Source organism: Streptomyces sp. RKAG293 (assembly GCF_023701745.1).
Lineage (GTDB): Bacteria > Actinomycetota > Actinomycetes > Streptomycetales > Streptomycetaceae > Actinacidiphila.
Genome location: NZ_JAJOZB010000001.1, coordinates 5,772,341 through 5,796,329 on the forward strand (window position 1 = coordinate 5,772,341; position 23,989 = coordinate 5,796,329).

The window sequence follows — 23,989 nt, forward strand, 5'->3', positions numbered from 1 at the left end:
CTTCCTCGGCTACCTATCACGAGCCGAAGGCCGCCTCGGCCGGCGCCGGTCCGCCGATCGCCGTACGCATCCCAGGGCTCCAGGGAGAACGCATGGCTGCACGACGTGCCAAGAGCGCCGGACCGGGGCCCGGCTCCGAGCGGGCGGGAGCACTGCGCAGACTCGGTGAATGGTGCGCCCGGCGTTTCGTCGTGGTCATCATCGTCTGGCTGGTCGCCCTGGCCGGGCTGCACGTCCTGCAGAACACCTTCGGCGGCACGTACTCGGACGACTTCTCGTTGCCGGGCACCCAGTCGAACACCGGCCAGCAGGTGCTCCAGAAGAACGCCCCGGCCTCCAGCGGCACCGCCGGCCAGGTGGTCATGCACGACGCGAAGGGCCCGTTGACCGGCGTCACGGACCAGATCAACCAGACCGTCGCCGCGCTCCAGAAGGTCCCGCACGTCACCTCGGTGGTGAACCCGCTGCCGGCCTCGGCGTCCGCCCCGCCGACGGGTGCGATCTCCAAGGACGGGACGATCGGCTACATCACCGTCCGCTTCGACAAGAATCCCACGTCGATCGGCGAATCCCTGGTCGACAACGTCGACGGCGCCGTCGCCTCCCTGCGGTCCGCGGGCATCGACGTCGAGTACGGCGGCCCGCTCGGCGAGGCCGCCCGGCCCGACACCAAGGACTTCACCAGCGAGGCCATCGGGTTCGCCGTCGCGGTGGTCGTCCTGCTGGTGGGCTTCGGCAGCGCCATCGCCGCCGGCCTGCCGCTGGTCAGCGCACTGATCGCGGTGATCGTCGGGCTGAGCTGTCTGAGCCTGCTGGCGGCGGCCTCCACCTTCGCGAGCGTCTCGCCGACCCTGGCCACGATGATCGGGCTCGGCGTGGGCATCGACTACGCGCTGTTCCTGATCACCCGTTACCGCCAGCTCCTGATGGACGGCGACGATCCGCCCGTCGCGGCGGGCCGGGCGGTGGCCACCAGTGGCCGGGCGGTCCTGGTCTCCGGCTGCACGGTGATCGTCGCGCTGCTCGGCCTGTACGTGTCGCGGGTCAGCTTCATCGGCAAGCTGGGCGTGGCGGCGGGCGTCACCGTGGTCACAGCGGTGCTGGGCGCGCTCACCCTGGTCCCCGCGCTGCTCGGACTGATCGGCCGCCGGATCGACCGCTTCACCTTCCGCAAGCCCGTCGCGGAGGGCACCCAGGGCCTGGAGGGCGAGGCGCAGGGCGGCTGGCACCGGTACGCCCAGCGGGTGGAGCGCCGCCCCTGGTGGTTCCTGCTCGGCGGGGTGGTGGTGATCGCGGTCCTGGCGATCCCGCTGCTGTCGATCCGGCTCGGCCATATCGATGACGGCGCCGATCCGACCAGCTTCACCGACCGGCGGGCGTTCGACCTGATCAGCGAGGGCTTCGGGCCCGGTGCCAACGGTCCGCTGACCATCGTGGTCGACCAGACCGACGTACCGTCCGCCGACCGGGCGGCGCTGGCCACCTCGGTGCAGAAGGCGCTCACCGGCGTGCCCGGCGCGGCGAGCATCAGCCCGCCGCAGCCCACCAGCAACGGTCAGGTGCTGATCTCCACCGCGATCTCCGAGGTCGTTCCGCAGGCCGCGGGCACCACGGATCTGACCAACCACCTCGAGGACGACGTCCTGCCGAAGGCGGTGTCGGGCACCGCCGCCCGCACCTATCTGACGGGGACGACCGCCGCCCAGGTGGACTTCCTGGACCTCATCTCCGCACGGCTGCCGCTGATCATCGCGGTGGTGGTGGGGCTGGCCTTCATCATCATCCTGACCGTCTTCCGCGGGCTGCTGGTGGCGCTCAAGGCCGCCGTGCTCAACCTGCTGTCGATCGCCGCCTCGTACGGGGTGGTGGTCGCGGTGTTCCAGTGGGGCTGGGGCGGCCCGTCGCTCGGCGTCAACGGCACCGTCCCGATCGAGAGCTATGTGCCGATGATGATGTTCGCCATCGTCTTCGGGCTCAGCATGGACTACGAGGTGTTCCTGCTCTCCCGGGTGCACGAGGCCTGGGAGCGCACCCGGGACAGCAAGGGCAGCGTCGCGCACGGTCTGGAGATCACCGCACGGGTGATCACCTGCGCCGCACTGATCATGGTGAGCGTCTTCGCCGCGTTCATCCTCAGCGACAACATCGTCATCAAGATGCTGGGTCTCGGCCTGTCGGTGAGCGTCCTGATCGACGCCACCATCGTCCGGCTGCTGCTGGTGCCGGCGGTCATGACGCTGCTCGGCCGGCACGCCTGGTGGATGCCGCGCTGGCTCGACCGGGTGCTGCCGCACGTGGACGCCGAAGGTACGGCGGCCTGACGGCGCGGCGGCCCTACTCTGGCCGTATGACTGAGGCCAGCGGCGAGCCACCCGCACGGAACGTACGAGTCCTGCTCGCCGACGACCAGTCGATGGTGCGGGAAGCGCTGGCCACGCTGCTGGGCCTGGAGGACGACATCGAGGTGGTCGCCCAGGTCGCCCGTGGCGACGAGGTGCTGGCGGCGGCCCGTGCCTACGCACCGGACGTGGCACTGCTCGATATCGAGATGCCCGGCCTGACCGGGATCGAGGCGGCGGCGCAGCTGCGCAAGGCGCTGCCGGACATCAGGATCGTGATCGTCACGACGTTCGGCCGCCCCGGGTACCTGCGGCGCGCGATGGAGTCCGGCGCCGAGGCGTTCCTCGTCAAGGACGCGCCGGCGTCCCAGCTGGCCGACGCGGTACGGCGGGTGCTGCGCGGGGAGCGGGTCATCGACCCGACGCTCGCGGCGGCGGCGCTGGCCGACGGGGCGGACCCGCTGACCGCCCGCGAGCGGGACGTGCTGCGGGCGGTGGCCGACGGTTCGGTGAACGCGGAGGTCGCACGGAGCCTGCTGCTGTCCGAGGGCACGGTCCGCAACTACCTCTCGACGGCGATCCAGAAGACGGGCGCCCGCAACCGGGCCGAAGCGGTGCGGATCGCCCGCGAGAAGGGCTGGCTCTAGGGCCCGTCGTCACAGCGGCGCCTGCCCGGCGGCTCAGTTCAGCAGCGCGCGCGCCGATCTGGCCTGTCCCTGGATGGACTTCGCGGCCTCCGGGTCGATGATCTTCAGCATCTCCGCATAGGCCTCCATCTCGGCCGCACCCTGGAGGTAGTCACCGCGCCGTACGAGGAGCTGGGCGCGTTCGTAGCGCAGCCGGGCCGGGTGCCGGGGGAGCAGCAGGGCGAGCTCGACGGCCCACAGCTGCACGCCGATCTCCTCCGGCCGGGCGGCCGCCCAGGCGCGGATGTTGTTGAGCACCCGCAGCACGATGTCGAGCGGGTCGGCGGGCACCAGCATGTCCGGCGCCAGCGGGGCGCCGGTCGCGCCCGCGACGAGCAGCCCGGCGTCGTCGGAGTCGAGCACCCGGCCGCCGTGGAACGGGTCGGCGAGCACGAAGTGCCCGGCGGGATCGCCCAGGCCGACGACGAAATGGCCGGGCAGGGCCACTCCGTAGACGGGGGCGCCGGCCCGCCGGCCGACCTCGATCCAGACCACCGACAGCAGGATCGGCAGCCCGCGCCGCCGGCGCAGCACCTCGTGCAGCAGCGAGGACTCCAGCCGCCCGTAGTCGGCGGGCAGCCCGGCGAAGCCGCAGGTGCCGCCGAGGAGCGCGGACAGCGCGCGGGCCCAGTCGTCGGGCGTCGTGAGGCCGTAGGGCAGCATTCCGGCCAGCCGGTCGAGCTCGATCTGCGCCGCGTCCAGACCGGTCTGGCCGAACTCCGGACCGGCCTCCGCGCCGATCAGCAGACACAGCTCGGCGAGGTCGGGCCGCTCCTCGCGGGCCGCCTCCGCGAAGCGCTCACGCCACGGGCCCGTCACGGCGACGGCCGGCGGTAGTGGTAGCCGTGATGGGTGGTGAAACCCATCCGGTCGTACAGCGCCCGTGCGGCGTCGTTGTCCGCCTCGACCTGGAGGTACGCGAACGACGCGCCCTCCTCGACGGCCCGGCGGGCGAGCGCGGCCATCACGGCGGTGGCGAGCCCCCGCCGCCGGAACGCCGGTTCGACCTCGACGGCACCGAACAGCGCCCACCGGCCGTCCACCACGCCGCGCCCGATCGCCCCGGGCGCGGTGGCGAACCAGACGGACGGCCCGCCGAGCACCACCTTCAGCGCTTGTTCCGCCAGGTCACCCGTGCGGTGGTACGACGCGAGCCAGGAATCCCCGGGCTCGCGGGTCAGGGTGACGGCGTCCGCGCCGGGCAGTTCCGCGAGCGGCGCGAGGGGTGCGGTGCGGACCAGGGTGTCGGCCTCCCGGAGCCAGCCGCGCCGGTCGAGCTCGGCGGCGAGCGGCGCGTCGTCGGGGACCTGGAGGTACGGGGTCGTGCCGCGTTCGCCGTACCAGCGCACGACGAACTCCAGCGCCTCGTCCAGCGGCACCTGGGGATCGCCGTGCGCGAGAACGGAGTTGGCCCGCCGGGTGAACCCGCCCGCGGCTCTGAGGGTCCACTCCCCGAGCCGCTCGCTCTCCGTCGCCGGCCAGGCGCGCGAGGCCGCCTCCTGGAGCTCCGCCGGGCTCACCCGCGCGCTGCGGCGCACCGGAGCGGGGGGCACGACCTTTCCCGCGACCAGCGCGGATTCGGCGATCCTGACGGTTTCACCGTCCCGACGAGTGACGCACACCACTCCGTGATCCCACGATGCGAGAACACCGAGGGTGTCACTGAACGTAGGCTGCCCGTCAGCGATCTCCAGTACCCGCCGTACCGAAACGCGTTTTCCCACGTCAGCAGGGCTGATGCGGACCACTAGCCGTCCTGTGGCGGCGAAATCCATAGTCATCAGTGCCCCTCTTGTTCGTCTCGTGCCCAGGAACGGAGATACTAGAGGCGGGCATCGACGACGCCGCGCTCCCGCGCGAGATGAGCCCTACCGAGGAGGAACGACAGCGTGACCTACGTCATCGCGCAGCCTTGTGTCGACGTCAAGGACAAGGCGTGTATCGAAGAGTGCCCGGTCGACTGCATCTACGAGGGCTCCAGGTCCTTGTACATCCACCCGGACGAATGCGTCGACTGCGGCGCCTGTGAGCCGGTCTGCCCGGTCGAGGCCATCTTCTACGAGGACGACACCCCGGAGGAGTGGAAGGACTACTACAAGGCGAATGTGGAGTTCTTCGACGAGCTCGGATCGCCTGGTGGCGCCTCGAAGCTCGGGCTGATCGAGCGGGACCACCCCTTCATCGCCGCGCTGGAACCGCAGAACCAGCCCGGCTGATCACGACCGCACGATGCGTCGGTCCCGTACGGGGAGGCTTCCGTACGGGACCGGCGTCGTTCTCCAGTCCAGGAAAGTGAGCACCAGCGTGGCGCCAGTCTCCGACCGTCTCCCCGTCTTCCCCTGGGACCGGCTAGAGCCGTACAAGTCCGCGGCCGCCGCACACGCCGACGGCATCGTCGACCTGTCGGTGGGCACCCCCGTGGACCCGGTCCCGGCCGTGATCCGCAAGGCGCTGTCCGCCGCCGCGGACAGCCCCGGCTACCCGCAGACGTACGGCACCGGCTCGCTGCGGGACGCCGTCGCCGAGTATCTGCGGGACCGGCTCGGCATCACGGGCGCCCAGCCGGCGAACGTGCTGCCGCTGATCGGCTCCAAGGAGCTGGTCGGCTGGCTGCCGACGCTGCTGGGGTTGCGCGAGGGCGACCAGGTCGCCTACCCGGAGCTGGCCTACCCGACGTACGAGATCGGGGCGCTCGTCGCCCGCGCCGAGCCGGTGACGTACGCCGACCCGGTCGCCGACCTCGACCCGGCGCGCGTCAAACTGCTCTGGCTCAACACCCCGTCGAACCCGACCGGCCGGGTGCTGGCCGCCGCCGAACTGCGCCGCATCGTGGACTGGGCGCGCGAGCACGGCATCCTCGTCGTCTCCGACGAGTGCTACATCGAGCTGGGCTGGGACGCCGAACCGGTCTCCGTCCTGCACCCCGACGTGTGCGGTGACAGCCACGACGGACTGATCGCCGTCCACTCGCTCTCCAAGCGCTCCAACTTCGCCGGGTACCGGGGCGCGTTCCTGGCCGGCGACGCCGCCGTCGTCAAGGAGCTGCTGGGGGTGCGCAAGCACACCGGCATGATCGTCCCCGCGCCCGTGCAGTCCGCGATGATCGCCGCGCTCGGCGACCGCGAGCACGCCGTCGTGCAGAAGGAGCGCTACGCCCGGCGGCGGGCCGTGCTGCGGACCGCCTTCGAGGCCGCCGGGTTCCGGATCGAGCACAGCGAGGCGAGCCTCTACCTGTGGGCCACCCGCGGGGAGTCCTGCTGGGACACCGTCGGCGACCTGGCCAAGCAGGGCATCCTGGTCGCCCCGGGCGAGTTCTACGGTCCGACGGGCGCGCACTTCGTACGGGTCGCGTTCACCGCGCTCGACGAGCGGGTGGACGCCGCGGTGCGCCGGCTGGCCTGACGTCCCCCGTTGTCCCCGCACAGCCCGAAGGGGCCCGGAGAGCGCGCGCTCCCCGGGCCCCTTCGCGTGGCTCCGCCGTGCCTGGCCGCGGTGCCTAGCCGCCGAGCGGCAGGCTGCCGAGCGGCAGCGCGTTGGTCGGGAGGGTGCTGACCGGGAGGGCGCCGGCCGACGGGAGCGAGGAACCGCCGGGCATGCCGGCGACCGGGAGGGTCTCGGCGCCGGACAGGCCGGCCGCGCCCACGGACTTGGTGGTCGAGCCGAGGAGATCGCCGGTGGAGCCCGCGGCGTCGCCTGCGGCCTTCTGAGCGGCCGGGGCGGCGGTCTTCCCGGTGGTGCCGACCGTCCGGCCCGCGGCCGGGACGGCCGTCTGCACGGTCTTGCTGCCGGCCTCGGCGGCCAGGCCGCTGGCCTGCTGGGAGGCGCCGTCGAGGGTGTTGCCCAGGCTCGCGCCGTCAAGGTTGGTCAGTCCACCCAGGTCAGCCGTCTGCGGCAGCTCGGCGGCCGACGCGGCGCCGGCACCCAGCAGGGGAGCCGCGGCCGCACCGATCAGCAGGGCTGCACGGGCGATCCGACGCGAAAGGGGGAGGGACATGGTGCTCCTTTTACGGAGGGGGGACGGGACATGTCCGCTGGGCGGACGTGCTGACTACCGCTCCAGGAGCCCGAAGGTTGCGGCCGTTCGAGGTAAAGAGTTGGTAATGCGTCGCATAATAGTGCTCCGGCAAAATGGGCCATTCCGGTCACCTCGCAAAGAAGTGAGGAAACGTCACATCGCTTGTGTGGCAAGGGAATTGGCGGCCAGTCGGGGGAATTGGCCGCTTCCAGGGTTTGACGTAGCCGCTATGCGCCTGCGGGTGACGCGCCGCACTATTGCGCGACCGTGATCCGTACGTCTCCGTCGGCGGTCCCGGCCGCACCGGTGTCGGACTTCTGCCAGCCCCTGCCGGAATCGGCCGCCCGCCACTGCTTGTCCTGGAACGAGACCTTCTCGACCTTCAGGTCCGCGGAATGGGCCACCGCCCACTGCGCCACCTCCCAGCCGCGGCGCTTCCCGTCGCCCTCCGCCGCGCCTCCGGCGGGGGCCGACGGCACCTGGACGGTCCGCTCGCGCGCCGTGCCGCCACCGGCCCTGCCCTCGGCCGGGCGCGGGGTGACCTGCGGTCCGAACTCACGGGCCAGCTGCTTGCGGACCTGCGCGGGATCGCCCGTCGTGACGGTCTCGCCCGAGCCCAGGGTGCAGTTGAGCGCACCGGGCTGCCGGCCGGTCAGCGCCGAGGTCAGCAGGGTCGCGTCCGCCTCGTGCTTCGCGTACGCCTGCGGGAAGCCGCTCTTCTGCACCCGCTGGGCGGCCACGGTCAGCGGCAGCCGCGAATAGCCCTCGATCTTCACCAGGCCGTCGAAGAACTCGTTCGTGGCGTGCACCGGGTCCATGATCTGTTCCGGAGTGCCCCAGCCCTGCGAGGGCCGCTGCTGGAACAGGCCGAGCGAGTCCCGGTCGCCGTGGTCGAGATTGCGGAGCATCGACTCCTGCATCGAGGTGGCCAGCGCTATCGTCAGCGCCCGCTCCGGCAGCCCCCTGGACGTCGCGACCGCGGCGATCGTCGAGGCGTTCGCCGCCTGCTGCGACTCCAGCTTCATGGTGTTGCCGTCCGCCGCGACCGTGCACCCGGCGCGCTGGGTGCGGCTCTCGACGACGTAGTAGGCGCCGTATCCGGCGATCCCGAGCAGGACGAGGCCGGCGACGGTCAGCCGGAGTCGGCGGCCGTGCCGGCGAGGACGCCGCTCCGGTGTCGGCGAAGGCTGGGACATGACGCCCACCGTACCCACACACCACTCCGGAGCCCCGAACGCCGGCGCCGGACGTGTGCACGTCGTGGGAGGTCCACGGGACCGCCGGTAGGGTCGGAGCCATGACCGCCAGCCCGCTCGACCTCAGCCAGGATGCCGCCGTCGTCACGGCGCAGCTCGTGGACATCCCCTCCGTCAGCCTCGCCGAGAAGGCGCTGGCCGACATCGTGGAGGAGGCGCTGCGCGCCCTTCCGCACCTGACCGTGGACCGGGACGGGGACGCGGTCGTGGCGCGGACGAACCTGGGCCGCGCCGAGCGGGTGGTGCTCGCCGGACACCTGGACACGGTGCCGATCGCGGACAACCTGCCGTCCCGGCTCGACGCCGACGGCCTGCTGTGGGGCTGCGGCACCACCGACATGAAGTCCGGCCTCGCCGTACAGCTGCGCCTCGCCGCGACGCTGCCCGAGCCCAACCGCGACCTCACCTTCGTCTTCTACGACGCCGAGGAGATCGCCGCCCAGTTCAACGGCCTCAAGCGGCTCGTCGAGAACCACCCCGAGTGGCTGGCCGGCGACTTCGCGGTGCTCCTGGAGCCCACCGACGCCCAGGTGCACGGCGGCTGCCAGGGCACCCTGCGGGTCAGGGTGCAGACCACCGGCCGCCGCGCCCACTCCGCACGCAGCTGGCTCGGTGAGAACGCCATCCACAAGGCCGCGCCGATCCTCGCCCGGCTCGCCGCCTACGAGCCCCGCCGGGTCGTCATCGACGGGCTGGTCTACCCCGAGGGTCTGAACGCGGTGATGATCGAGGGCGGGCACGCGGGGAATGTGATTCCCGACACGTGCGCGGTGATCGTCAACTACCGGTTCTCGCCCGATCAGACCGAGGCCGAGGCGCTCGCGCACGTCACCGAAGTCTTCGAGGGATTCGAGGTCGTGCCCACCGACAGCGCGCCCGGCGCGCTGCCCGGACTGTCCCAGCCGGCCGCCGCCGCGTTCGTCGCGGCCATCGGAACCGAGCCGTTCGGCAAGGAATCCTGGACCGACGTGGCCCGTTTCTCCGCCCTCGGCATCCCGGCGGTCAACTACGGCCCCGGCAATCCCAAGCTGGCCCACACCCGCGAGGAGAACGTGTCGGTGGCCGCCGTCCTGGAGGCCGAGGAGCGGCTGCGGGCCTGGCTCACCGCCTGACGCCCAGGACCCGGCGGCGGGCCCGGTGGGAACCGCGCGGGCCGATATCCGCGTGATGTTCTCGCCATGGTGTGATCGGATGCGACCGATCGTGTGGGGGGAAGAAGGCTGTTTCCATGGGACTGACCAGTCCGCTGTTCTTCGTGGTGCTCATCGTCGCGGCCGTCGCGGCCGTGGCGGGGGCCGTGCTGCTCTGGGGGCGCGTGCCGGGCCCCCGGCTGCTCCGGCTGCCCGCCCGCGTCGGGATGATCGTGGTGTGCCAGCTGACGGCGGTCTTCGTGGTGATGGCCGGGGTGAACAACCAGTACGGCTTCTACGCCTCCTGGGACGACCTGCTGGGCGGCGGCAGCGGGGGCGGCAGCATGAACGCCTCCGCGAAGCACAAGGCGCCGCCGCCGGGACCGGCGCAGCTGACGGTGAAGTTCGACCCGTACGCGCAGGGGTTCCGCAAGGCGGACGTGCTCGGCGCCAAGTCCGGCGCGTCGGGGGACGTCATGGTCTGGACGCCGCCGCAGTACGACAAGAAGGAGTACGCGAACACCCGCTTCCCGGTGATCGTGGTGCTGCACGGCCTGCCCGGGAGCCCCCGCAGCTTCCTGCGCGCCATGCGGCTCGGCCAGATCATGGAGCGGCAGATCACCGAGGGCAAGGCCGAGCCGGCCATCCTCGTCCTGCCGACGATCACGCCCAAGGGCGCCAAGGCCGGCTGCGCCGACGCGCCGGGCCGGGGCAAGGGCGGCACCTGGCTCGCCCAGGACGTGCCGGACGTGGTCGCGCACAACTTCCGTACCCTGCCCGCCCCGAGCGGCTGGGCGGTGATGGGCATATCGACCGGCGGCTACTGCGCCGCCCGGCTCGCCCTCGACTACCCCTCCCGGTACGTGGCGGGCGCCGCGCTGGCCCCCGACAACCCCGCGGAGGGCCCCCGTTCACCGCTGTGGCTGGCCCACAACACCAAGCCGAACGTGGACCTCCTGGTGGGGTCGAGCGTCCAGGACCCCGAGAGCCCGCCGCGGTTCGCCGACTGGCTCGGGCACGCGGTCCAGGCGCCGACGACCGTCACCCCCATGCTGCTGGACACCGGCGGCCACAACTGGAAGACCTGGGGACGGATGTTCCCCGACGCGCTCACCTGGGTGAGCAGTCATCTGGAGGCGCCGCGCGTTGTGCCGCTGGCCAGCCCTGACGCGCCGTGATGCGTCGTACGCTGCTCGCATGAGTACCGCACGCAGGGACACGAGCAACGCGCAGGAGGCGGCAGCGGCGGCCAACGAGGCGGCCGAGCGCTCTTCTCCGCAGGGACAGGGCTGGCCGGAACGGCACACCGGGCCGGTGGTCCGGCGGCGCGACCAGGTACAGGCCGGCACCACCGACCAGCGGTTGCTGGACAGCCGCGGCCCCTCGGAATGGGTGCACGGCGATCCCTGGCGGGTCATGCGCATCCAGTCCGAGTTCGTCGAGGGATTCGGCGCCCTGGCCGAACTCGGCCCCGCCGTCAGCGTGTTCGGCTCCGCCCGCACCCCGGTCGACTCGGTGGAGTACGCGGCGGGCATCGCGATCGGCCGGGCGCTGGCCGAGGCCGGCTTCGCGGTGATCACCGGTGGTGGCCCCGGTGCGATGGAGGCCGCCAACAAGGGCGCGGGCGAGGCGGGCGGGGTGTCCGTCGGGCTCGGCATCGAGCTGCCCTTCGAGCAGGGCCTCAACCCCTACGTCGACATCGGGGTGAACTTCCGCTACTTCTTCGTCCGCAAGACGATGTTCGTGAAGTACGCGCGCGGTTTCGTCGTGCTCCCCGGCGGCTTCGGCACCCTGGACGAGCTGTTCGAGGCCATCACCCTCGTCCAGACGAAGAAGGTCACCCGGTTCCCGATCGTCCTGTTCGGCACCGCCTACTGGAGCGGCCTCGTCGACTGGGTCCGGGGCACCCTGATCGCGGGCGGCAAGGCCTCCGCGGCCGATCTGGAGCTGTTCCATCTGACCGACGACGTGGACGAGGCCGTGGCCCTGGTCACCAAGGAGACCGAGGGCTGAGCCGGCCCCCGGGGGCAGCCAGGGGACCCCGGCCCGCCGGGGTCCCTACGCCAGCCCGCGGCGGGCGACCGCGGGCGGCCGGTGGCCCGCGATGGAGGCCACCATGTCGAGGACCTGACGGGTCTCGGCGACCTCGTGGACGCGGTACACCCGCGCCCCGAGCCAGGCCGAGACCGCGGTGGTCGCCAGCGTCCCGATCAGCCGTTCCTTGACCGGGCGGTCGAGCGTTTCGCCCACGAAGTCCTTGTTCGACAGCGACACCAGCACCGGCCACCCGGTCTCCGTCATCTCCGGGAGCCGCCGCGTCGCCTCCAGCGAGTGCCGGGTGTTCTTGCCGAAGTCGTGCCCGGGGTCGATGAGGACGGCGTCGCGCCGCACACCGAGCCCGACGGCCCGCTCCGCGAGGCCCACGGTGACCCGCAGGATGTCCGCCATGACGTCCTCGTACCCGGTCCGGTGCGGGCGGGTGCGCGGCTCGACGCCGCCGGCGTGCGTGCAGACCAGCCCGACGTCGTAGCGGGCGGCGACCTCGGCCAGCTTCGGGTCGACGCCGCCCCAGGCGTCGTTCAGCAGATCGGCGCCCGCCTCGCAGGCCGCCTCACCCACCTCGTGCCGCCAGGTGTCGACGCTGATCACGACGTCCGGGTGCCGCCGGCGGACCTCGGCGACGAAGGCGACCGTGCGGCGGATCTCCTCCTCGGCCGAGACGTCCTCGCCGGGACCGGCCTTGACCCCGCCGATGTCGATGATTGCGGCGCCCTCGGACACCGCCCGTTCCACGCGCAGCAGGGCCGGTTCATCGGTGAACGTGGCGCCCTGGTCGTAGAACGAATCGGGTGTCCGGTTCACGATCGCCATGATGACCAGTTCGTCGTCGCCGAACTCCCGCGTGCCCAGCCGCAGCATTTGCGTGTGCCTCCTGTAGATCGCCCAACGGCGACGATAGCCGCAGGAGGGCGCCGACTCCTCACAGGAGGGCCCGGCGGGGGCCGGACATGGCACCATCGTGCAAACACATCGCGCGGCCCCGGGAGACGGTCTTGTTCTGGTTCATGCTCATCGCGCTGGTCGCGGTGGTCGCCGCAGTCGCACTGGCCGTACTCGGCGACGGCGGCCCGCTCCGTGACGCGGACCCGGACCGGATCGACGACCGGCTGCCCGCCGACCGCCCGCTGGTCCGCGCCGACATCGACGGGCTGCGGCTGCCGGTGGCCGTGCGCGGCTACCGGATGCTCGACGCGGACGAGGTGCTGGACCGCCTCGCGGCGGAGCTGGCCGAACGGGACGCGCGCATCGCGGACCTGGAGTCGGCCCTGGCCGGCGCCCAGGCGACCGCCCTGGCCACCCCGGCGCTGCTGGACACCCCGCCCTCGCTCCGCAAGGAGCCGGAGGACCACCCCCATGACTGAGCGCGGCACGGTCACCGGCGAGGACGGCCTGGCCCGCTGCCCCTGGGGGCTGTCGGCGCCCGAGTACGTGGCGTACCACGACAGCGAGTGGGGCCGCCCGGTGCACGGCGACGACGCGCTCTACGAGCGGCTGTGCCTGGAGGCGTTCCAGTCCGGGCTCTCCTGGATCACGATCCTGCGCCGCCGCGAGGGCTTCCGCGCCGCCTTCGCGGACTTCTCCATCAAGGCGGTCGCGGCGTTCACCGACGAGGACCGGGAAAGGCTGCTCGCCGACCCCGGCATCATCCGCAACCGCGCCAAGATCGACGCGTCCCTCGCCAACGCCCACGTGGCCGCCGGGCTGGGCGCCGGCGGCCTCGACGAGCTGATCTGGTCGCACGCGCCGGACCCGGCGGGCCGGCCGGTGCCGCGCACGCTCGACGACGTACCGGCGACCACGCCCGAGTCGGCGGCGCTGGCCAAGGACCTCAAGAAGCAGGGCTTCCGCTTCGTCGGGCCGACCACGGCCTACGCGATGATGCAGGCCTGCGGCCTGGTCGACGACCACCTGGCCGGCTGCCACGTGCGCACCGCCACCGCGTAGACCCGGATCCGGGCCTACGAAGAGACGGCCTAGCGGCCCAGGTAGCGCGGCGGCTCCTTCTTGAGGAACGCCTCCACGGCGATCCGGTGGTCCTCCGACGCGCCCGCGACCGTCTGGAGCTCGTCCTCCTTCTCCAGCGTCTCCAGGAGCGAGTGGTCCGTCCCGTACGCCAGCGACGCCTTGATCGCCGCGTAGGCCACCGTCGGGCCCGCCGCGAGGCTCCGTGCCACCGCCAGGGCCTCGGCAGCCAGGTCCGCGGCCGGGACGACCTTGTTGGCGATACCGAGCTCCAGGGCCTCCTGAGCGGTCACCTTGCGGGGGAAGAGCAGCAGGTCCGCGGCGCGGCCGTGGCCGATCAGCCGGGGGAGGGTCCACGACGCGCCCGAGTCCGCGGTCAGTGCCACCCCCGCGAAGGACGTGTTGAAGCTCGCGGTGTCGGCGACCACCCGGTAGTCCGAGGCGAACGCCAGGCCCGCCCCGGCGCCCGCGGCGACCCCGTTGATTCCCGCGACCACCGGCTTCGGCATCGTCGCGAGGGCGGTGACGATGGGGTTGTAGTGCTCCCGGACGGTCGACATCGTGGCGCCCGTGCCGGACTCGCGGTCCTCCATCAGCAGGCCGACATGCTCCTTGAGGTCCTGTCCGACGCAGAAGGCGCGCCCGGTTCCGGTCAGCAGAACGGCCCTGACCTGGGAATCCGCCGCCGCGCCGCGGACGGCCTCGCGGAGCGCCACCTTGGTCTCGACGTTCAGGGCGTTCATGGCATCGGGACGGTTCAAGGTGATGGTCGCGAGCCCGTCGCTCACCTCGTACAGCACGCTGTCGGACATGGATGATCCCCTTCGTCGCGGCTCCGGTCCTGGCCAGCATGCCGGAGATCGCCACAGGCGAACATGTGACGTACGTCAAACATTCAACGGGGCGAATGCGGCACGGAACGGGAGTGCGGCGGCGAAGTATCGCAGTCCGATCACCGAATTGGCCGGTTTTGTGGGAGGGGTTTCTCGAACGGATGGGAACCGATGTTGGTCATCGGGTCGGCACATGCGGGATAATGGTCGAGAACCAATGTGTTCGAGTCCGAGCTGGTTTCAGGAAGGGGAACGAGCATGGCGGCCATGAAGCCGCGGACGGGTGATGGCCCGCTCGAGGTCACCAAGGAGGGGCGGAGCATCATCATGCGCGTTCCGCTCGAGGGCGGCGGACGGCTTGTTGTCGAGCTGACTCCTGACGAGGCGGATGCCCTCGGCGACGCGCTGAAGAAGGCCATCGCCTGACACGAGCGCGTTCCCAATAAACGTCACGGCCCCGATTCCTGACCGTTCCAGGTCCGGAACCGGGGCCGCTGCCGTATCCAGGGGCCGGCTACGCGCCCCTGCGGACCGCGCACAGCAGCCCGTCGTCGGTGGGCAGCAGAACCGGCGCGAACGCCTTGCTCTCGCGGACCGCGCGCATCAGCTCGCGCAGCCGCACGGCCTCGATGTCCTGGTGGGCCGCGTCGAGCGTGCGGCCCTGGGCGAAGGTCCCCTCGAAGCAGACCAGTCCGCCCGGACGCAGCAGGCGCAACGATTCGCCGAGGTAGTCCAGGTACTCCAGCCGGTCCCCGTCGCAGAAGACGAGGTCGTACCCGCCGTCCGCCAGCCGCGGCAGGACCTCCAGCGCGCGGCCGGGGATGAACCGGGCGCGGTTGGCGGCGAAGCCGGCGTCGCGGTAGGCCTCGCGGGCCAGTTGCTGGCGGTCGGGTTCGGAATCGACGGTGGTCAGCACGCCGTCCGGCCGCATCCCGAGCAGCAGATGGATGCCGGACACACCGGTGCCGGTGCCGATCTCGACGACGGCCTTGGCGTCGGAGGCGGCGGCGAGCAGCCGCAGCGTCGCGCCGGTTCCGGGGGACACAGGGCGCAGACCGGACTCGTGGGCGCGCCGCCGGGCTCGTATCAGCGCGTCGTCTTCGGCGACGAAGGCGTCGGCGAACGCCCAGCTCGCCTGCCGGTTGCCGGTAATGGCCCTCTCCCTGTCCCCGTCGGTGTTGCGGCCCGCCCGGCGACTGTATCCTCCCCCAGCTGCCGCCGGGTGGGACCCCCGAGCCGGGAACCTGCTGATGGGACTACGCGTTAGTAGGGCGGGACCGAGAACGTGCGGTACGGGGGAAGTACCTCCCGTGTGGCCGTCCGGACCAGGTCCCCGGCGAGACAGCGCACTTATCCGGAGCTAACGGGCGAGGTGGATATGGTAGTGGCTCTACTGGAGACCACCAGAGCCGACAGGGGAGGTGCGGCTGCGGCCGGTGATCGGGGAGTGCTCCGGCATATTCTCAGGTCTTCCGGACAGCCGAAATCCGTGACCAACACTGCTGACCGTTCACGCAACGACGTACCCGCCAACGCGACCTTCGCCACCGACGGGGAGAACCAGGCGTGGACGCCTCCTTCCTGGGAGGAGATCGTCAGCACGCACAGTGCCCGCGTCTACCGCCTGGCGTACCGCCTGACGGGCAACCAGCACGATGCCGAGGACCTCACCCAAGAAGTCTTCGTCCGTGTCTTCCGTTCCCTGTCCACGTACACGCCCGGCACCTTCGAGGGCTGGCTGCACCGCATCACCACCAATCTCTTCCTGGACATGGTGCGGAGACGTCAGCGGATCAGGTTCGACGCGCTCGGCGACGACGCGGCGGAGCGGCTCCCGAGCCGTGAGCCGTCCCCCGCACAGCACTTCAACGACACGCACTTCGACGCGGACGTCCAGCAGGCGCTGGACACCCTCGCACCGGAGTTCCGCGCCGCCGTCGTGCTCTGTGACATCGAGGGGCTGTCGTACGAGGAGATCGCCGCCACCCTCGGCGTGAAGCTCGGCACGGTCCGGAGCCGGATCCACCGCGGCCGTTCCCACCTGCGCAAGGCTCTTGAGCACCGTTCCCCCGCGGCCCGACCGGGTCGCGCGCTGGCCGCCGCCGTACCGAAACCGGGCCTGGAGGGCGGGAGAGCGTGAGCAGTAGCGGTACCGGCCAGCAACACGTGGCATCTGCCGAGCAGCATCTCGGCGATCGTCTCGCCGCGTTCGTCGACGGCGAGCTGCCCGACGACACCCGGGACCGGGTGCTCGCGCATCTGGTGACGTGTCCCCAGTGCAAGACAGCCGCCGATGAGCAGCGCCGGCTGAAGAACGTCGTGGCGACCACGGCGCCGCCGACCCTGTCCGCGGGCCTGCTGGCCCGGCTCCAGGGACTGCCGGGTGGTGGTGACGACGAGGGAAGAGGTCCGTTCGACGGCGGCCTCTTCAGCGCTGACGTCTTCGGGCAGAGCACGGCGGAGGAGTTCTCCTTCCTGTCCCCGGGTCCCGATCTCGCCGCACCGACCGATGTGCGGTCCCGCGGCTTCCGGATCCATGAGGTCGAGCGTTCGGCGTCCTCGCCCGGTTCGGCCTCGCGCGGCCGGCGGTTCGCCTTCGCGGCGGCCGGCGCGTTTTCGATGGCTGCCATCGCGCTCGGCGGTGCGCTCCCGATGGACGCGGCGATCGACAGCGGCGCCCCGCGTCCCGAGGAACAGGGCCCCGCGGTCGCCCCGCTCAGCGGCGTCAACTCGGTCTCCGACCTCCAGCCGCTGCGCAGCGACCTGGTGAACTCGGCGGAGGACCGCTATCTGCGGCATCCCCCGATGGCGAGCGTCACGCCGGCCTCGGTGACCCGTCCGCTGATGGCGTCCGTGCCGGTCACCAAGCCCGCACCGACCGCCTCGCTGACCCCAGCGGCCACTCCAGGACCTGCCGCACACCGCTGACCCGCCCGGCTGAGGCCATCCGGCCGTGTGGCACTTGCGGACTTCCGCATAGCGCCCGCAGGCTCGAGGAATGAGCGATGAGGCGGACCGGCCGCAGTGGTGGAGTCGCCCGTCGGGCCCGGTGCCCGGCGCGGACGGCGCGGGGGCGACAGGACTCGCCCCGGACGAGGCGTTCCCCGACCCCTACCTGCTCAACCGGATGTCCGGCGGCGCCTCGGAGCCTGCTCCCTGGCAGGGTCCCGGCATCCCGGCACGCTCCCGTCGCCGACGGGCGGTCCCGCTGATCGCGGGCGCCGCGCTGGTGGCGCTGCTGGCCGGCGGGATCGGCGGAGCGGCCGGCGTCTACGCCGAACGGCACAGTGCCCAGGACGGCGATCAGGTGACACTGCCCCAGGTCTCCGAGGGCAGCGCCGACCGGGCGAGCGACAGTGTCGCGGGGATCGCGGCCAGGACGCTGCCGGGCGTCGTCTACATCCATGTGAAGGGCGCCGCGGGCGAGGACACCGGCACCGGGTTCGTGCTGGACGCCAAGGGCCACATCCTCACCAACAACCATGTGGTCGGCGCCGCCGGCAAGGGTGCCGACATCCAGGTCACCTTCAACGGCGGCCAGCGGAGCAAGGCGAAGGTGGTCGGGGTGGACAGCGGCTACGACCTCGCCGTCATCGAGGTCAGCGGGGTGTCCGGGCTGCGGCCGCTCACCCTCGGAGACTCCGACTCGGTGCGGGTCGGCGATCCGGTGGTCGCCATCGGCGCCCCGTACGGGCTCGAAGGCACCGTCACCTCGGGCATCATCAGCGCCACCCGCAGGCCGATCACGGCCGGCGGCGCCACCGACGGCTCCGACGTCAGCTATGTGGACGCGCTGCAGACCGACGCACCCATCAACCCCGGCAACTCCGGGGGCCCGCTCGTCGACGGGCAGGGGAGGGTGATCGGGATCAACAGCGCGATCCGGGCGGCCGACGACGGCAGTCCGGCCGGCGGCCAGGGCGGCAGCATCGGCCTCGGTTTCGCGATCCCGGCCAACCAGGCGAAGCGGGTCGCCGAGGAACTGATCAACACCGGCAGGGCCACCCATCCGGTGATCGGGGTGACCGTCGACATGACCTACGAGGGCGACGGCGCCCGGGTCGGCGGCAAGGCGGGCACCACCGCGGTGACCCCCGGCGGCCCCGGCGACCAGGCCGGCATCGAGGCCGGTGACGTCATCACGGCGGTCGACGGCGAGCGGGTGCACCGCGGCGAGGAGCTGATCGTCAAAATCCGCAGCCACCGACCGGGTGACCGCCTCGCACTCACGCTGGTGCGGGCCGGATCGGAGCGTACTGTCGAGCTGACCTTGGGTTCGGCCACCGGGGACTGACCCTTTACCCGGTGTCGACGTAGTGTTGGCCCAAGGCACTCCCGCGCTGCCCGCGCGGCCAGGTACGGTAAGTCGACCCGGACCCTGCCCACCCGGCTGTGGACGTCCCAAGGAGCTGCAAGGTGTTCTTCGACATAGGCCCGATGGAGATGATCGCGCTGGTCATCCTTGCGGTGCTCGTCTTCGGCCCGGACAAGCTGCCGAAGGTCATCCAGGACACGATGGCGTTCATCCGAAAGGTGCGGGCCTTCTCGGACAGCGCCAAGGAGGACATCCGCAAGGAGCTGGGGCCCGAGTTCAAGGACTTCGAGTTCGAGGACCTGAACCCGAAGACGTACATCCGGAAGAACATCCTGGAGAACGAGGAGCTCGGTCTGCAGGACCTGCGCAACGGCTTCGACTTCCGCAAGGAGATGGCCGAGGTCACGGATGCCGTGAACGGCACGGACACCACGGCCGCGGCCGCCGCCGGCGCCGCGGGTGCCGCCACGAGCACCCCGGACCGGCTCCGCAAGCGCGAGACGCTGGACAAGGACGAGCCCCCGCCGTTCGATTCCGACGCGACCTGAGTCAACCAGTTTGTCCCGTTCCACCCCTTGGGGTGGCTATTCTCCATGTGTCCGCCATCACCGTGCGCCGTTTTGGCCTCCGGGCCCGGCTCCGGTCCGGCAAGATGGCGGAGCCCAAAAGGGCATGGAGGAGGCGCCACCCCGATGGAGACGAAGACCGGCACAGCGGATCGAGCGGTCGACGGCTACTTGATGGCCGACTTCCCGTGGTACGGGCTGGATGAGGCGTTCACCGGACGCCGCTGGCTGACCGCGGTCGGCACCAGCGCGGACGGAACCGTGGAGCACGGCTCGATAGGGCATGGCGACGAACCGTCCATCAAGGCGGAGACCACCGACCCTCAGGCCCAGCGGTTCGCCGTGGTCGTGACGGTGGCCCGGCGTCCCGGCCGGCGCAGCTCGGACGGCACCGGCGTACTCGAGGCCACCTCGGTGTCCTCGGCGGCCTGGCTGGCGGGCTCCGGCCTGCTGTCCTGCACCTGGCCCACCCACATGGAACGCGCACTGCGCCAGGACTGGCTCGACCAGCAGATCGCGACCGCCTGGGATCTCGCCGACGATCTGGCCGGCCCCCACTGGTCGACCCTGACGCTCCCGGTGGACGGCGAGCCCACCACCTTCCACTACCGGGAGTCCGAGTACGGCTGGGTCATGGCGGGCTCCGCGCGCGGTGCCCACCTGGGCGCGTACGGGCGCGGCATGAGCGCCTACGGGCTGGGACTGGCCGTGGTGAAGGACATCACCTCGTACGACGGCTGAGCTCCGGCAGGACGGTGCCCCCGGCCGCGGTGCGGCCGGGGGCACCGTCCTGTGGTCAGAACTTGTTGCGCGGGGTGATCCCCAGCGACATGCCGGCCAGGCCGCGGGCCCGACCGCCGAGCTTGCCCGCGATCGCCCTGAGGGCGAGCGCCGCGGCGGAGTCCGGGTGGCTCAGGACGACCGGACGGCCGTCGTCGCCGCCCTCGCGCAGCCGCACGTCGATCGGGATCTGGCCCAGCACCGGCACCGTCGCGCCCGTGGTCCTGGTCAGCCCCTCGGCGACCCGCTCGCCGCCGCCGCTGCCGAACACGTCGACGATCTCGTCGCAGTGCGGGCACGGCATCCCGGACATGTTCTCCACGACGCCGACGATCTTCTGGTGGGTCTGCACCGCGATGGACCCGGCGCGCTCCGCGACCTCGGCCGCCGCCTGCTGAGGCGTCGTCACCACGAGGATCTCGGCGTTCGGGACCAGCTGCGCGACGGAGATCGCGATGTCGCCGGTGCCCGGCGGCAGGTCCAGCAGCAGGACGTCCAGGTCGCCCCAGTACACATCGGCGAGGAACTGCTGCAGCGCACGGTGCAGCATCGGTCCGCGCCACACCACGGGCGCGTTGCCCGGGGTGAACATGCCGATCGAGATGACCTTCACGCCGTGCGACGACGGCGGCATGATCATGTTCTCGACCTGCGTCGGCCGGCCCTCGACACCGAGCATGCGCGGTACCGAGTGGCCGTAGATGTCCGCGTCCACGACGCCGACCTTGAGGCCGTCGGCGGCCATCGCCGCCGCCAGGTTCACCGTCACCGAGGACTTGCCGACGCCGCCCTTGCCGGAGGCGACCGCGTAGACCCGGGTCAGCGAGCCGGGCTGGGCGAAGGGCACCTCGCGCTCGGCGGTGCCGCCGCGCAGATTGCCGGCCAGCTCCTTGCGCTGCTCGTCGCTCATGACGTCGAGCTCGACGGTGACACCGGTGACGCCCGGTACCCCTTCGACGGCCGTGGTGACATTCGTGGTGATGGTCTCGCGCATCGGGCAGCCCGACACCGTCAGATAGACGGCGACCTTCACGGTGCCGTCGTCCGCGATGTCCACGGATTTGACCATGCCGAGATCAGTGATCGGCTTGTGGATCTCCGGGTCGTTCACCGTCGCGAGCGCCGCGCGCACGGCGTCGGCGGTCGGAGCGGATCCGTGAATGTCGGTAGCCATACGGTCGATGGTACGGCGCTCACCGGTCGGGTCCGGCGTCGCCTTCGTCACGCCGCTCTTCCAGTTCCTTCAGCAGATCCTGGAGCTCGGAACGGATCCAGTCGCGGGTGGCGACCTCCCCGAGGTTCATCCGCAGCGACGCCACCTCCCGCGTCAGGTATTCGGTGTCGGCGATGCTGCGTTCGTTCTGTTTGCGGTCCTGCTCGTGGGTGACGCGGTCGCGGTCGTCCTGGCGGTTCTGCGCGAGCAGGATCAGCGGCGCCGCGTACGACGCCTGGAGCGAGAGCATCAGCGTCAGGAAGATGAACGGGTACTGGTCCCAGCGCATCGAGTCCGGGGCGAAGACGTTCCACAGCACCCACAGGATGATGAGGACCGTCATCCAGACGATGAAGCGCCCGGTGCCCAGGAAGCGCGCGATCCGCTCCGAGAACCGGCCGAACTCCTCCGGGTCGTAGGCCGGCAGCAGCCGCCGCCGGGTCGGGCGGGGCTGGTCCAGGCGTACCCGGTGCCGCGGCGCCGCGGTGGAGCCGCCCGGTGTCTTCGCGCGCTCGCGCTCCACGTCAGCGGGCATCGGCGGGCCTGTTCTCGTCCTGGCGGGTCTCACCGACGTGGTACGCGCCGGCCGCGCCGTGCAGATCGGTTTCGCGCCAGTCGTCGGGCAGCAGGTGGTCCAGCACGTCGTCGACCGTCACCGCGCCGAGCAGCGACCCGCTCTCGTCCACGACGGGCGCCGAGATCAGGTTGTACGTGGCCAGATAGCTGGTCACCGCGGACAGCGGGGTGCCGGGCGGCAGCGGCAGCAGGTCGGTGTCGACGATCGAGCCGACCAGGGTGAAGGGCGGGTCGCGCAGCAGCCGCTGGAAGTGCACCAGGCCCAGGTACTTGCCGGTCGGGGTCTCGTCGGGCGGCCGGCAGACATAGACCTGGGCGGCGAGCGCGGGCGACAGGTCGGGGTTGCGGACCCGTGCGAGCGCGTCCGCGATCGTCGCGTCGGGCCGCAGCACGATGGGCTCGGTGGTCATCAGACCGCCGGCCGTGCGCTCCTCGTAGGAGAGCAGCCGGCGCACGTCGGCCGCGTCCTGCGGCTGCATCAGCGTGAGCAGGCGCTCCTGGTCGACCTCGGGCAGCTCGGAGAGCAGGTCGGCCGCGTCGTCCGGGTCCATCGCCTCCAGGACGTCGGCCGCGCGCTCCTCCTTGAGCTTGCCGAGGATTTCCACCTGGTCGTCGTCCGGCAGCTCCTCCAGCACGTCGGCGAGCCGGTCGTCGTCCAGGGCGGCGGCGACCTCACCGCGGCGCTTGGGCGACAGATGGTGCAGGACGTTCGCGAGGTCGGCGGGGCGCAGCCGCTCGAACGTGGCGAGCAGGTTCTCGGCGCCCTGCCCGTGCTCCTCCAGCGAGAAGCCGGACACGGCGGACCAGTCCAGGGTGAGCGTCTCGCCGCGCCTGCGCAGCGCGCCGCCCTTGCCGCGGCGGACGAAGACCTTGTCGATCTCCCAGTCGCGGCGGGCCGGCAGCTGCACCATCGAGATGTCCAGCACCGTCACCTCCTCGCCGGTCGCAACGATCCTGACCCGCCGGTCGAGCAGTTCGCCGAGGACCAGGGTCTCGGTCGGCCGCTGCTCGAAGCGCCGCATGTTGACGACGCCGGTGGTGATCACCTGGCCGGACTCGACGCCGGTCACCCGGGTCATCGGCAGGAAGATCCGCCGCCGGCTGACCACCTCGACGACCAGCCCGAGCACCCGCGGCGGCTTCCCGCCGACCCGCAGCATGACCACGAGATCCCGCACCCGGCCGACCTGGTCGCCGCCCGGGTCGAAGACCGCGACACCCGAGATGTGGGAGATGAACACGCGCGGGGCACCTGCGGCCATGCGGTGCCTCCTGGCGTCGTGCGGGTCACGGTTCGTCGCTGTCAGGCTAACCCGCTGGGATCTTGGCTGCCGCACGGCGCCGCTCCGCGGGGGAGGCGGCGGGAGGCCGTGGGCGGGCCGTGGGTGCGCCCCGGGCAGGCCACAGGCTTCCGGTCGCCCATGGAATGGTTCGGTCCGGGTCTCGGCAGGGAGCTGTACGCTGCGGTAGCTTCGGGGCTCCTCACCACCGTTCCCCTGCCGCTGGAGGAAGAGAACACGTGTTTCCCGGCCGCCGATCCGCTGTTCTCGTCGGGGCGCTGTGCGCCGGACTGACCCTCGCCGGCTGCGGCGACCCGGACGCCGGAACGAACGGGGTCGCCAAACTGCCCCCCAAGACGATCGAGCAGCGGGCCCGCGACGCCGCCGCGGCGGCGCAGACCGTACGGCTGTCCGGCACCGTGGTCAGCAAGGGCAAGACGTACAAGCTCGACATGCGGCTGCGCGGCAACGGCGGGGTCGGCGACGTCTCGACGCAGAGCAGCACGTTCCAGCTGCTGCGGGTCGACGACGACCTGTATCTGAAGGCGGGCGCCGACTTCTACGGCGACGCGGGCTCCGACAAGAACAGCCAGGCCGCCGCGGCGAAGCTGAAGGACAAGTACGTCAAGGTGCCGGCCGGCGACCCCGCCTACCAGCAGTTCAGCGGCTTCACGGACAAGAAGGTGCTGCTCGACGCGCTCTTCGCGCTCAACGGCGAGCTGTCCACCGGCGACCACCGCAAGGTCAACGGCACCCGCACCATCGCCCTCGCCGCGGACGGCGGGGGAGGCGGCACCCTCGACGTGTCCCTGGAGGGCAGCCCGTACCCGCTGCGGTACGAGCGCGCCGGCGGTTCCGGCACCCTCACGCTCGCCGACTGGGGCAAGGACTTCGCCCTCGCGGCGCCGGACGCCGCCCATGTCGTCGACTACGGCAAGTCCGTGACGGGCACCTCGGGCGGCTGACACCGCCCCGGC

26 protein-coding genes are annotated in these 23,989 nt (G+C 71.7%); 16 read left to right on the top strand and 10 right to left on the bottom strand.

Annotation, left to right across the window (positions count from 1 at the left end; all coding sequences use genetic code 11):
• Window positions 1-92 precede the first annotated feature (92 nt).
• Window positions 93-2,321 (top strand): MMPL family transporter, encoded by a 2,229-nt coding sequence (locus tag LNW72_RS25875; protein ID WP_250977562.1) that lies wholly within the window; start codon window positions 93-95, stop codon window positions 2,319-2,321.
• A gap of 26 nt (window positions 2,322-2,347) precedes the next feature.
• Window positions 2,348-2,986, top strand: a complete 639-nt coding sequence (locus LNW72_RS25880; protein ID WP_250977563.1) for a response regulator transcription factor — start codon at window positions 2,348-2,350, stop codon at window positions 2,984-2,986.
• A gap of 33 nt (window positions 2,987-3,019) precedes the next feature.
• Here the strand turns inward: LNW72_RS25880 and LNW72_RS25885 are convergent, their stop codons facing one another.
• The gene (locus LNW72_RS25885; protein WP_250977564.1) at window positions 3,020-3,844 is read right to left on the bottom strand and encodes a transglutaminase-like domain-containing protein; all 825 of its coding nucleotides are present in this window, start codon (window positions 3,842-3,844) and stop codon (window positions 3,020-3,022) included.
• Window positions 3,841-4,800 carry a GNAT family N-acetyltransferase gene (locus tag LNW72_RS25890; protein WP_250980312.1) on the bottom strand — a complete coding sequence of 320 codons (960 nt, stop codon included), beginning with the start codon at window positions 4,798-4,800 and terminating at the stop codon, window positions 3,841-3,843. Before LNW72_RS25890 ends, LNW72_RS25885 begins: the two co-directional genes overlap by 4 nt.
• Window positions 4,801-4,914: 114 nt before the next feature.
• Here LNW72_RS25890 and fdxA point away from each other — a divergent pair, with 114 nt between their 5' ends.
• Both fdxA and dapC read left to right on the top strand, forming a co-directional pair.
• On the top strand, window positions 4,915-5,241 hold the full coding sequence (fdxA, locus tag LNW72_RS25895; RefSeq protein WP_138351014.1) for a ferredoxin: 327 nt from the start codon (window positions 4,915-4,917) through the stop codon (window positions 5,239-5,241).
• A gap of 88 nt (window positions 5,242-5,329) precedes the next feature.
• Complete coding sequence (gene dapC / locus LNW72_RS25900; protein ID WP_250977565.1) at window positions 5,330-6,427, top strand: succinyldiaminopimelate transaminase; 1,098 nt, start codon at window positions 5,330-5,332, stop codon at window positions 6,425-6,427.
• A gap of 94 nt (window positions 6,428-6,521) precedes the next feature.
• Here the strand turns inward: dapC and LNW72_RS25905 are convergent, their stop codons facing one another.
• Window positions 6,522-7,019 carry an ATP-binding protein gene (locus tag LNW72_RS25905; RefSeq protein ID WP_250977566.1) on the bottom strand — a complete coding sequence of 166 codons (498 nt, stop codon included), beginning with the start codon at window positions 7,017-7,019 and terminating at the stop codon, window positions 6,522-6,524.
• A 275-nt stretch (window positions 7,020-7,294) separates the two neighbouring features.
• On the bottom strand, window positions 7,295-8,236 hold the full coding sequence (locus tag LNW72_RS25910; RefSeq protein ID WP_250977567.1) for a heavy metal transporter: 942 nt from the start codon (window positions 8,234-8,236) through the stop codon (window positions 7,295-7,297).
• Between the two features lie 101 nt (window positions 8,237-8,337).
• On the opposite strand from LNW72_RS25910, the gene dapE reads away from it, so the two are divergent.
• From dapE to LNW72_RS25925, 3 genes are all read left to right on the top strand, one after another.
• Complete coding sequence (gene dapE / locus LNW72_RS25915; RefSeq protein WP_250977568.1) at window positions 8,338-9,408, top strand: succinyl-diaminopimelate desuccinylase; 1,071 nt, start codon at window positions 8,338-8,340, stop codon at window positions 9,406-9,408.
• A gap of 116 nt (window positions 9,409-9,524) precedes the next feature.
• Window positions 9,525-10,604, top strand: a complete 1,080-nt coding sequence (locus LNW72_RS25920; protein ID WP_250977569.1) for an esterase family protein — start codon at window positions 9,525-9,527, stop codon at window positions 10,602-10,604.
• Window positions 10,605-10,623: 19 nt separating this feature from the next.
• Window positions 10,624-11,439 carry a TIGR00730 family Rossman fold protein gene (locus tag LNW72_RS25925; RefSeq protein WP_250977570.1) on the top strand — a complete coding sequence of 272 codons (816 nt, stop codon included), beginning with the start codon at window positions 10,624-10,626 and terminating at the stop codon, window positions 11,437-11,439.
• 45 nt (window positions 11,440-11,484) lie between these two features.
• Here the strand turns inward: LNW72_RS25925 and folP are convergent, their stop codons facing one another.
• Window positions 11,485-12,345 (bottom strand): dihydropteroate synthase, encoded by an 861-nt coding sequence (gene folP / locus LNW72_RS25930; RefSeq protein ID WP_250977571.1) that lies wholly within the window; start codon window positions 12,343-12,345, stop codon window positions 11,485-11,487.
• Between the two features lie 134 nt (window positions 12,346-12,479).
• Here folP and LNW72_RS25935 point away from each other — a divergent pair, with 134 nt between their 5' ends.
• A complete protein-coding gene (locus LNW72_RS25935) occupies window positions 12,480-12,848 on the top strand; it encodes a cell division protein DivIVA (protein WP_250977572.1) in 369 nt (122 codons plus the stop codon).
• Window positions 12,841-13,431, top strand: coding sequence for a DNA-3-methyladenine glycosylase I (locus LNW72_RS25940; protein ID WP_250977573.1), 591 nt, complete (start codon window positions 12,841-12,843; stop codon window positions 13,429-13,431). The genes LNW72_RS25935 and LNW72_RS25940 overlap by 8 nt, the downstream gene beginning before the upstream one ends.
• A 29-nt stretch (window positions 13,432-13,460) precedes the next feature.
• Here the strand turns inward: LNW72_RS25940 and LNW72_RS25945 are convergent, their stop codons facing one another.
• On the bottom strand, window positions 13,461-14,261 hold the full coding sequence (locus LNW72_RS25945; protein ID WP_250977574.1) for an enoyl-CoA hydratase/isomerase family protein: 801 nt from the start codon (window positions 14,259-14,261) through the stop codon (window positions 13,461-13,463).
• Between the two features lie 279 nt (window positions 14,262-14,540).
• Between LNW72_RS25945 and LNW72_RS25950 the strand changes: the two genes are divergently transcribed.
• Window positions 14,541-14,708 carry a DUF3117 domain-containing protein gene (locus tag LNW72_RS25950; protein WP_069464762.1) on the top strand — a complete coding sequence of 56 codons (168 nt, stop codon included), beginning with the start codon at window positions 14,541-14,543 and terminating at the stop codon, window positions 14,706-14,708.
• Between the two features lie 88 nt (window positions 14,709-14,796).
• On the opposite strand, the gene LNW72_RS25955 is transcribed toward LNW72_RS25950, so the two are convergent.
• A complete protein-coding gene (locus LNW72_RS25955) occupies window positions 14,797-15,435 on the bottom strand; it encodes an O-methyltransferase (RefSeq protein WP_250980313.1) in 639 nt (212 codons plus the stop codon).
• A 225-nt stretch (window positions 15,436-15,660) separates the two neighbouring features.
• Between LNW72_RS25955 and sigE the strand changes: the two genes are divergently transcribed.
• The 5 genes from sigE (at window position 15,661) to LNW72_RS25980 (ending at window position 19,904) form a co-directional block, all read left to right on the top strand.
• Window positions 15,661-16,422, top strand: coding sequence for an RNA polymerase sigma factor SigE (gene sigE, locus LNW72_RS25960; RefSeq protein WP_187145001.1), 762 nt, complete (start codon window positions 15,661-15,663; stop codon window positions 16,420-16,422).
• Window positions 16,419-17,210 (top strand): zf-HC2 domain-containing protein, encoded by a 792-nt coding sequence (locus LNW72_RS25965; RefSeq protein WP_250977575.1) that lies wholly within the window; start codon window positions 16,419-16,421, stop codon window positions 17,208-17,210. The genes sigE and LNW72_RS25965 overlap by 4 nt, the downstream gene beginning before the upstream one ends.
• A 70-nt stretch (window positions 17,211-17,280) precedes the next feature.
• Window positions 17,281-18,576 (top strand): S1C family serine protease, encoded by a 1,296-nt coding sequence (locus LNW72_RS25970; RefSeq protein ID WP_374117324.1) that lies wholly within the window; start codon window positions 17,281-17,283, stop codon window positions 18,574-18,576.
• 122 nt (window positions 18,577-18,698) lie between these two features.
• A complete protein-coding gene (locus LNW72_RS25975) occupies window positions 18,699-19,145 on the top strand; it encodes a sec-independent translocase (RefSeq protein ID WP_250977576.1) in 447 nt (148 codons plus the stop codon).
• A gap of 144 nt (window positions 19,146-19,289) precedes the next feature.
• Window positions 19,290-19,904, top strand: a complete 615-nt coding sequence (locus LNW72_RS25980; protein WP_250977577.1) for a hypothetical protein — start codon at window positions 19,290-19,292, stop codon at window positions 19,902-19,904.
• Window positions 19,905-19,959: 55 nt separating this feature from the next.
• Here the strand turns inward: LNW72_RS25980 and LNW72_RS25985 are convergent, their stop codons facing one another.
• Genes LNW72_RS25985 through LNW72_RS25995 form a run of 3 tightly spaced genes read right to left on the bottom strand, consistent with a single transcriptional unit; the run spans window position 19,960 to window position 22,994 of the window.
• Window positions 19,960-21,117, bottom strand: coding sequence for an Mrp/NBP35 family ATP-binding protein (locus tag LNW72_RS25985; protein WP_250977578.1), 1,158 nt, complete (start codon window positions 21,115-21,117; stop codon window positions 19,960-19,962).
• A gap of 19 nt (window positions 21,118-21,136) precedes the next feature.
• Window positions 21,137-21,691 carry a DUF1003 domain-containing protein gene (locus tag LNW72_RS25990; RefSeq protein ID WP_250977579.1) on the bottom strand — a complete coding sequence of 185 codons (555 nt, stop codon included), beginning with the start codon at window positions 21,689-21,691 and terminating at the stop codon, window positions 21,137-21,139.
• Window positions 21,681-22,994: a magnesium transporter MgtE N-terminal domain-containing protein gene (locus LNW72_RS25995; RefSeq protein WP_250977580.1), complete on the bottom strand. Its 1,314-nt coding sequence runs from the start codon at window positions 22,992-22,994 to the stop codon at window positions 21,681-21,683. Before LNW72_RS25995 ends, LNW72_RS25990 begins: the two co-directional genes overlap by 11 nt.
• A 257-nt stretch (window positions 22,995-23,251) precedes the next feature.
• On the opposite strand from LNW72_RS25995, the gene LNW72_RS26000 reads away from it, so the two are divergent.
• Window positions 23,252-23,977, top strand: a complete 726-nt coding sequence (locus tag LNW72_RS26000) for a hypothetical protein (RefSeq protein WP_250977581.1) — start codon at window positions 23,252-23,254, stop codon at window positions 23,975-23,977.
• The last annotated feature ends 12 nt before the right edge of the window (window positions 23,978-23,989 follow it).

Excerpts from the sequence above, each read along its gene's own strand:
- LNW72_RS25875 (WP_250977562.1), top strand. The coding sequence starts at position 93 with ATGGCTGCACGACGTGCCAAGAGCGCCGGACCGGGGCCCGGCTCCGAG.
- LNW72_RS25880 (WP_250977563.1), top strand. The coding sequence starts at position 2,348 with ATGACTGAGGCCAGCGGCGAGCCACCCGCACGGAACGTACGAGTCCTG.
- LNW72_RS25890 (WP_250980312.1), bottom strand. The coding sequence starts at position 4,800 with ATGGATTTCGCCGCCACAGGACGGCTAGTGGTCCGCATCAGCCCTGCT.
- LNW72_RS25905 (WP_250977566.1), bottom strand. The coding sequence starts at position 7,019 with ATGTCCCTCCCCCTTTCGCGTCGGATCGCCCGTGCAGCCCTGCTGATC.
- LNW72_RS25910 (WP_250977567.1), bottom strand. The coding sequence starts at position 8,236 with ATGTCCCAGCCTTCGCCGACACCGGAGCGGCGTCCTCGCCGGCACGGC.
- dapE (WP_250977568.1), top strand. The coding sequence starts at position 8,338 with ATGACCGCCAGCCCGCTCGACCTCAGCCAGGATGCCGCCGTCGTCACG.
- LNW72_RS25920 (WP_250977569.1), top strand. The coding sequence starts at position 9,525 with ATGGGACTGACCAGTCCGCTGTTCTTCGTGGTGCTCATCGTCGCGGCC.
- LNW72_RS25925 (WP_250977570.1), top strand. The coding sequence starts at position 10,624 with ATGAGTACCGCACGCAGGGACACGAGCAACGCGCAGGAGGCGGCAGCG.
- folP (WP_250977571.1), bottom strand. The coding sequence starts at position 12,345 with ATGCTGCGGCTGGGCACGCGGGAGTTCGGCGACGACGAACTGGTCATC.
- LNW72_RS25940 (WP_250977573.1), top strand. The coding sequence starts at position 12,841 with ATGACTGAGCGCGGCACGGTCACCGGCGAGGACGGCCTGGCCCGCTGC.
- LNW72_RS25945 (WP_250977574.1), bottom strand. The coding sequence starts at position 14,261 with ATGTCCGACAGCGTGCTGTACGAGGTGAGCGACGGGCTCGCGACCATC.
- LNW72_RS25950 (WP_069464762.1), top strand. The coding sequence starts at position 14,541 with ATGGCGGCCATGAAGCCGCGGACGGGTGATGGCCCGCTCGAGGTCACC.
- sigE (WP_187145001.1), top strand. The coding sequence starts at position 15,661 with ATGGTAGTGGCTCTACTGGAGACCACCAGAGCCGACAGGGGAGGTGCG.
- LNW72_RS25970 (WP_374117324.1), top strand. The coding sequence starts at position 17,281 with ATGAGCGATGAGGCGGACCGGCCGCAGTGGTGGAGTCGCCCGTCGGGC.
- LNW72_RS25980 (WP_250977577.1), top strand. The coding sequence starts at position 19,290 with ATGGAGACGAAGACCGGCACAGCGGATCGAGCGGTCGACGGCTACTTG.
- LNW72_RS25985 (WP_250977578.1), bottom strand. The coding sequence starts at position 21,117 with ATGGCTACCGACATTCACGGATCCGCTCCGACCGCCGACGCCGTGCGC.
- LNW72_RS25990 (WP_250977579.1), bottom strand. The coding sequence starts at position 21,691 with ATGCCCGCTGACGTGGAGCGCGAGCGCGCGAAGACACCGGGCGGCTCC.
- LNW72_RS25995 (WP_250977580.1), bottom strand. The coding sequence starts at position 22,994 with ATGGCCGCAGGTGCCCCGCGCGTGTTCATCTCCCACATCTCGGGTGTC.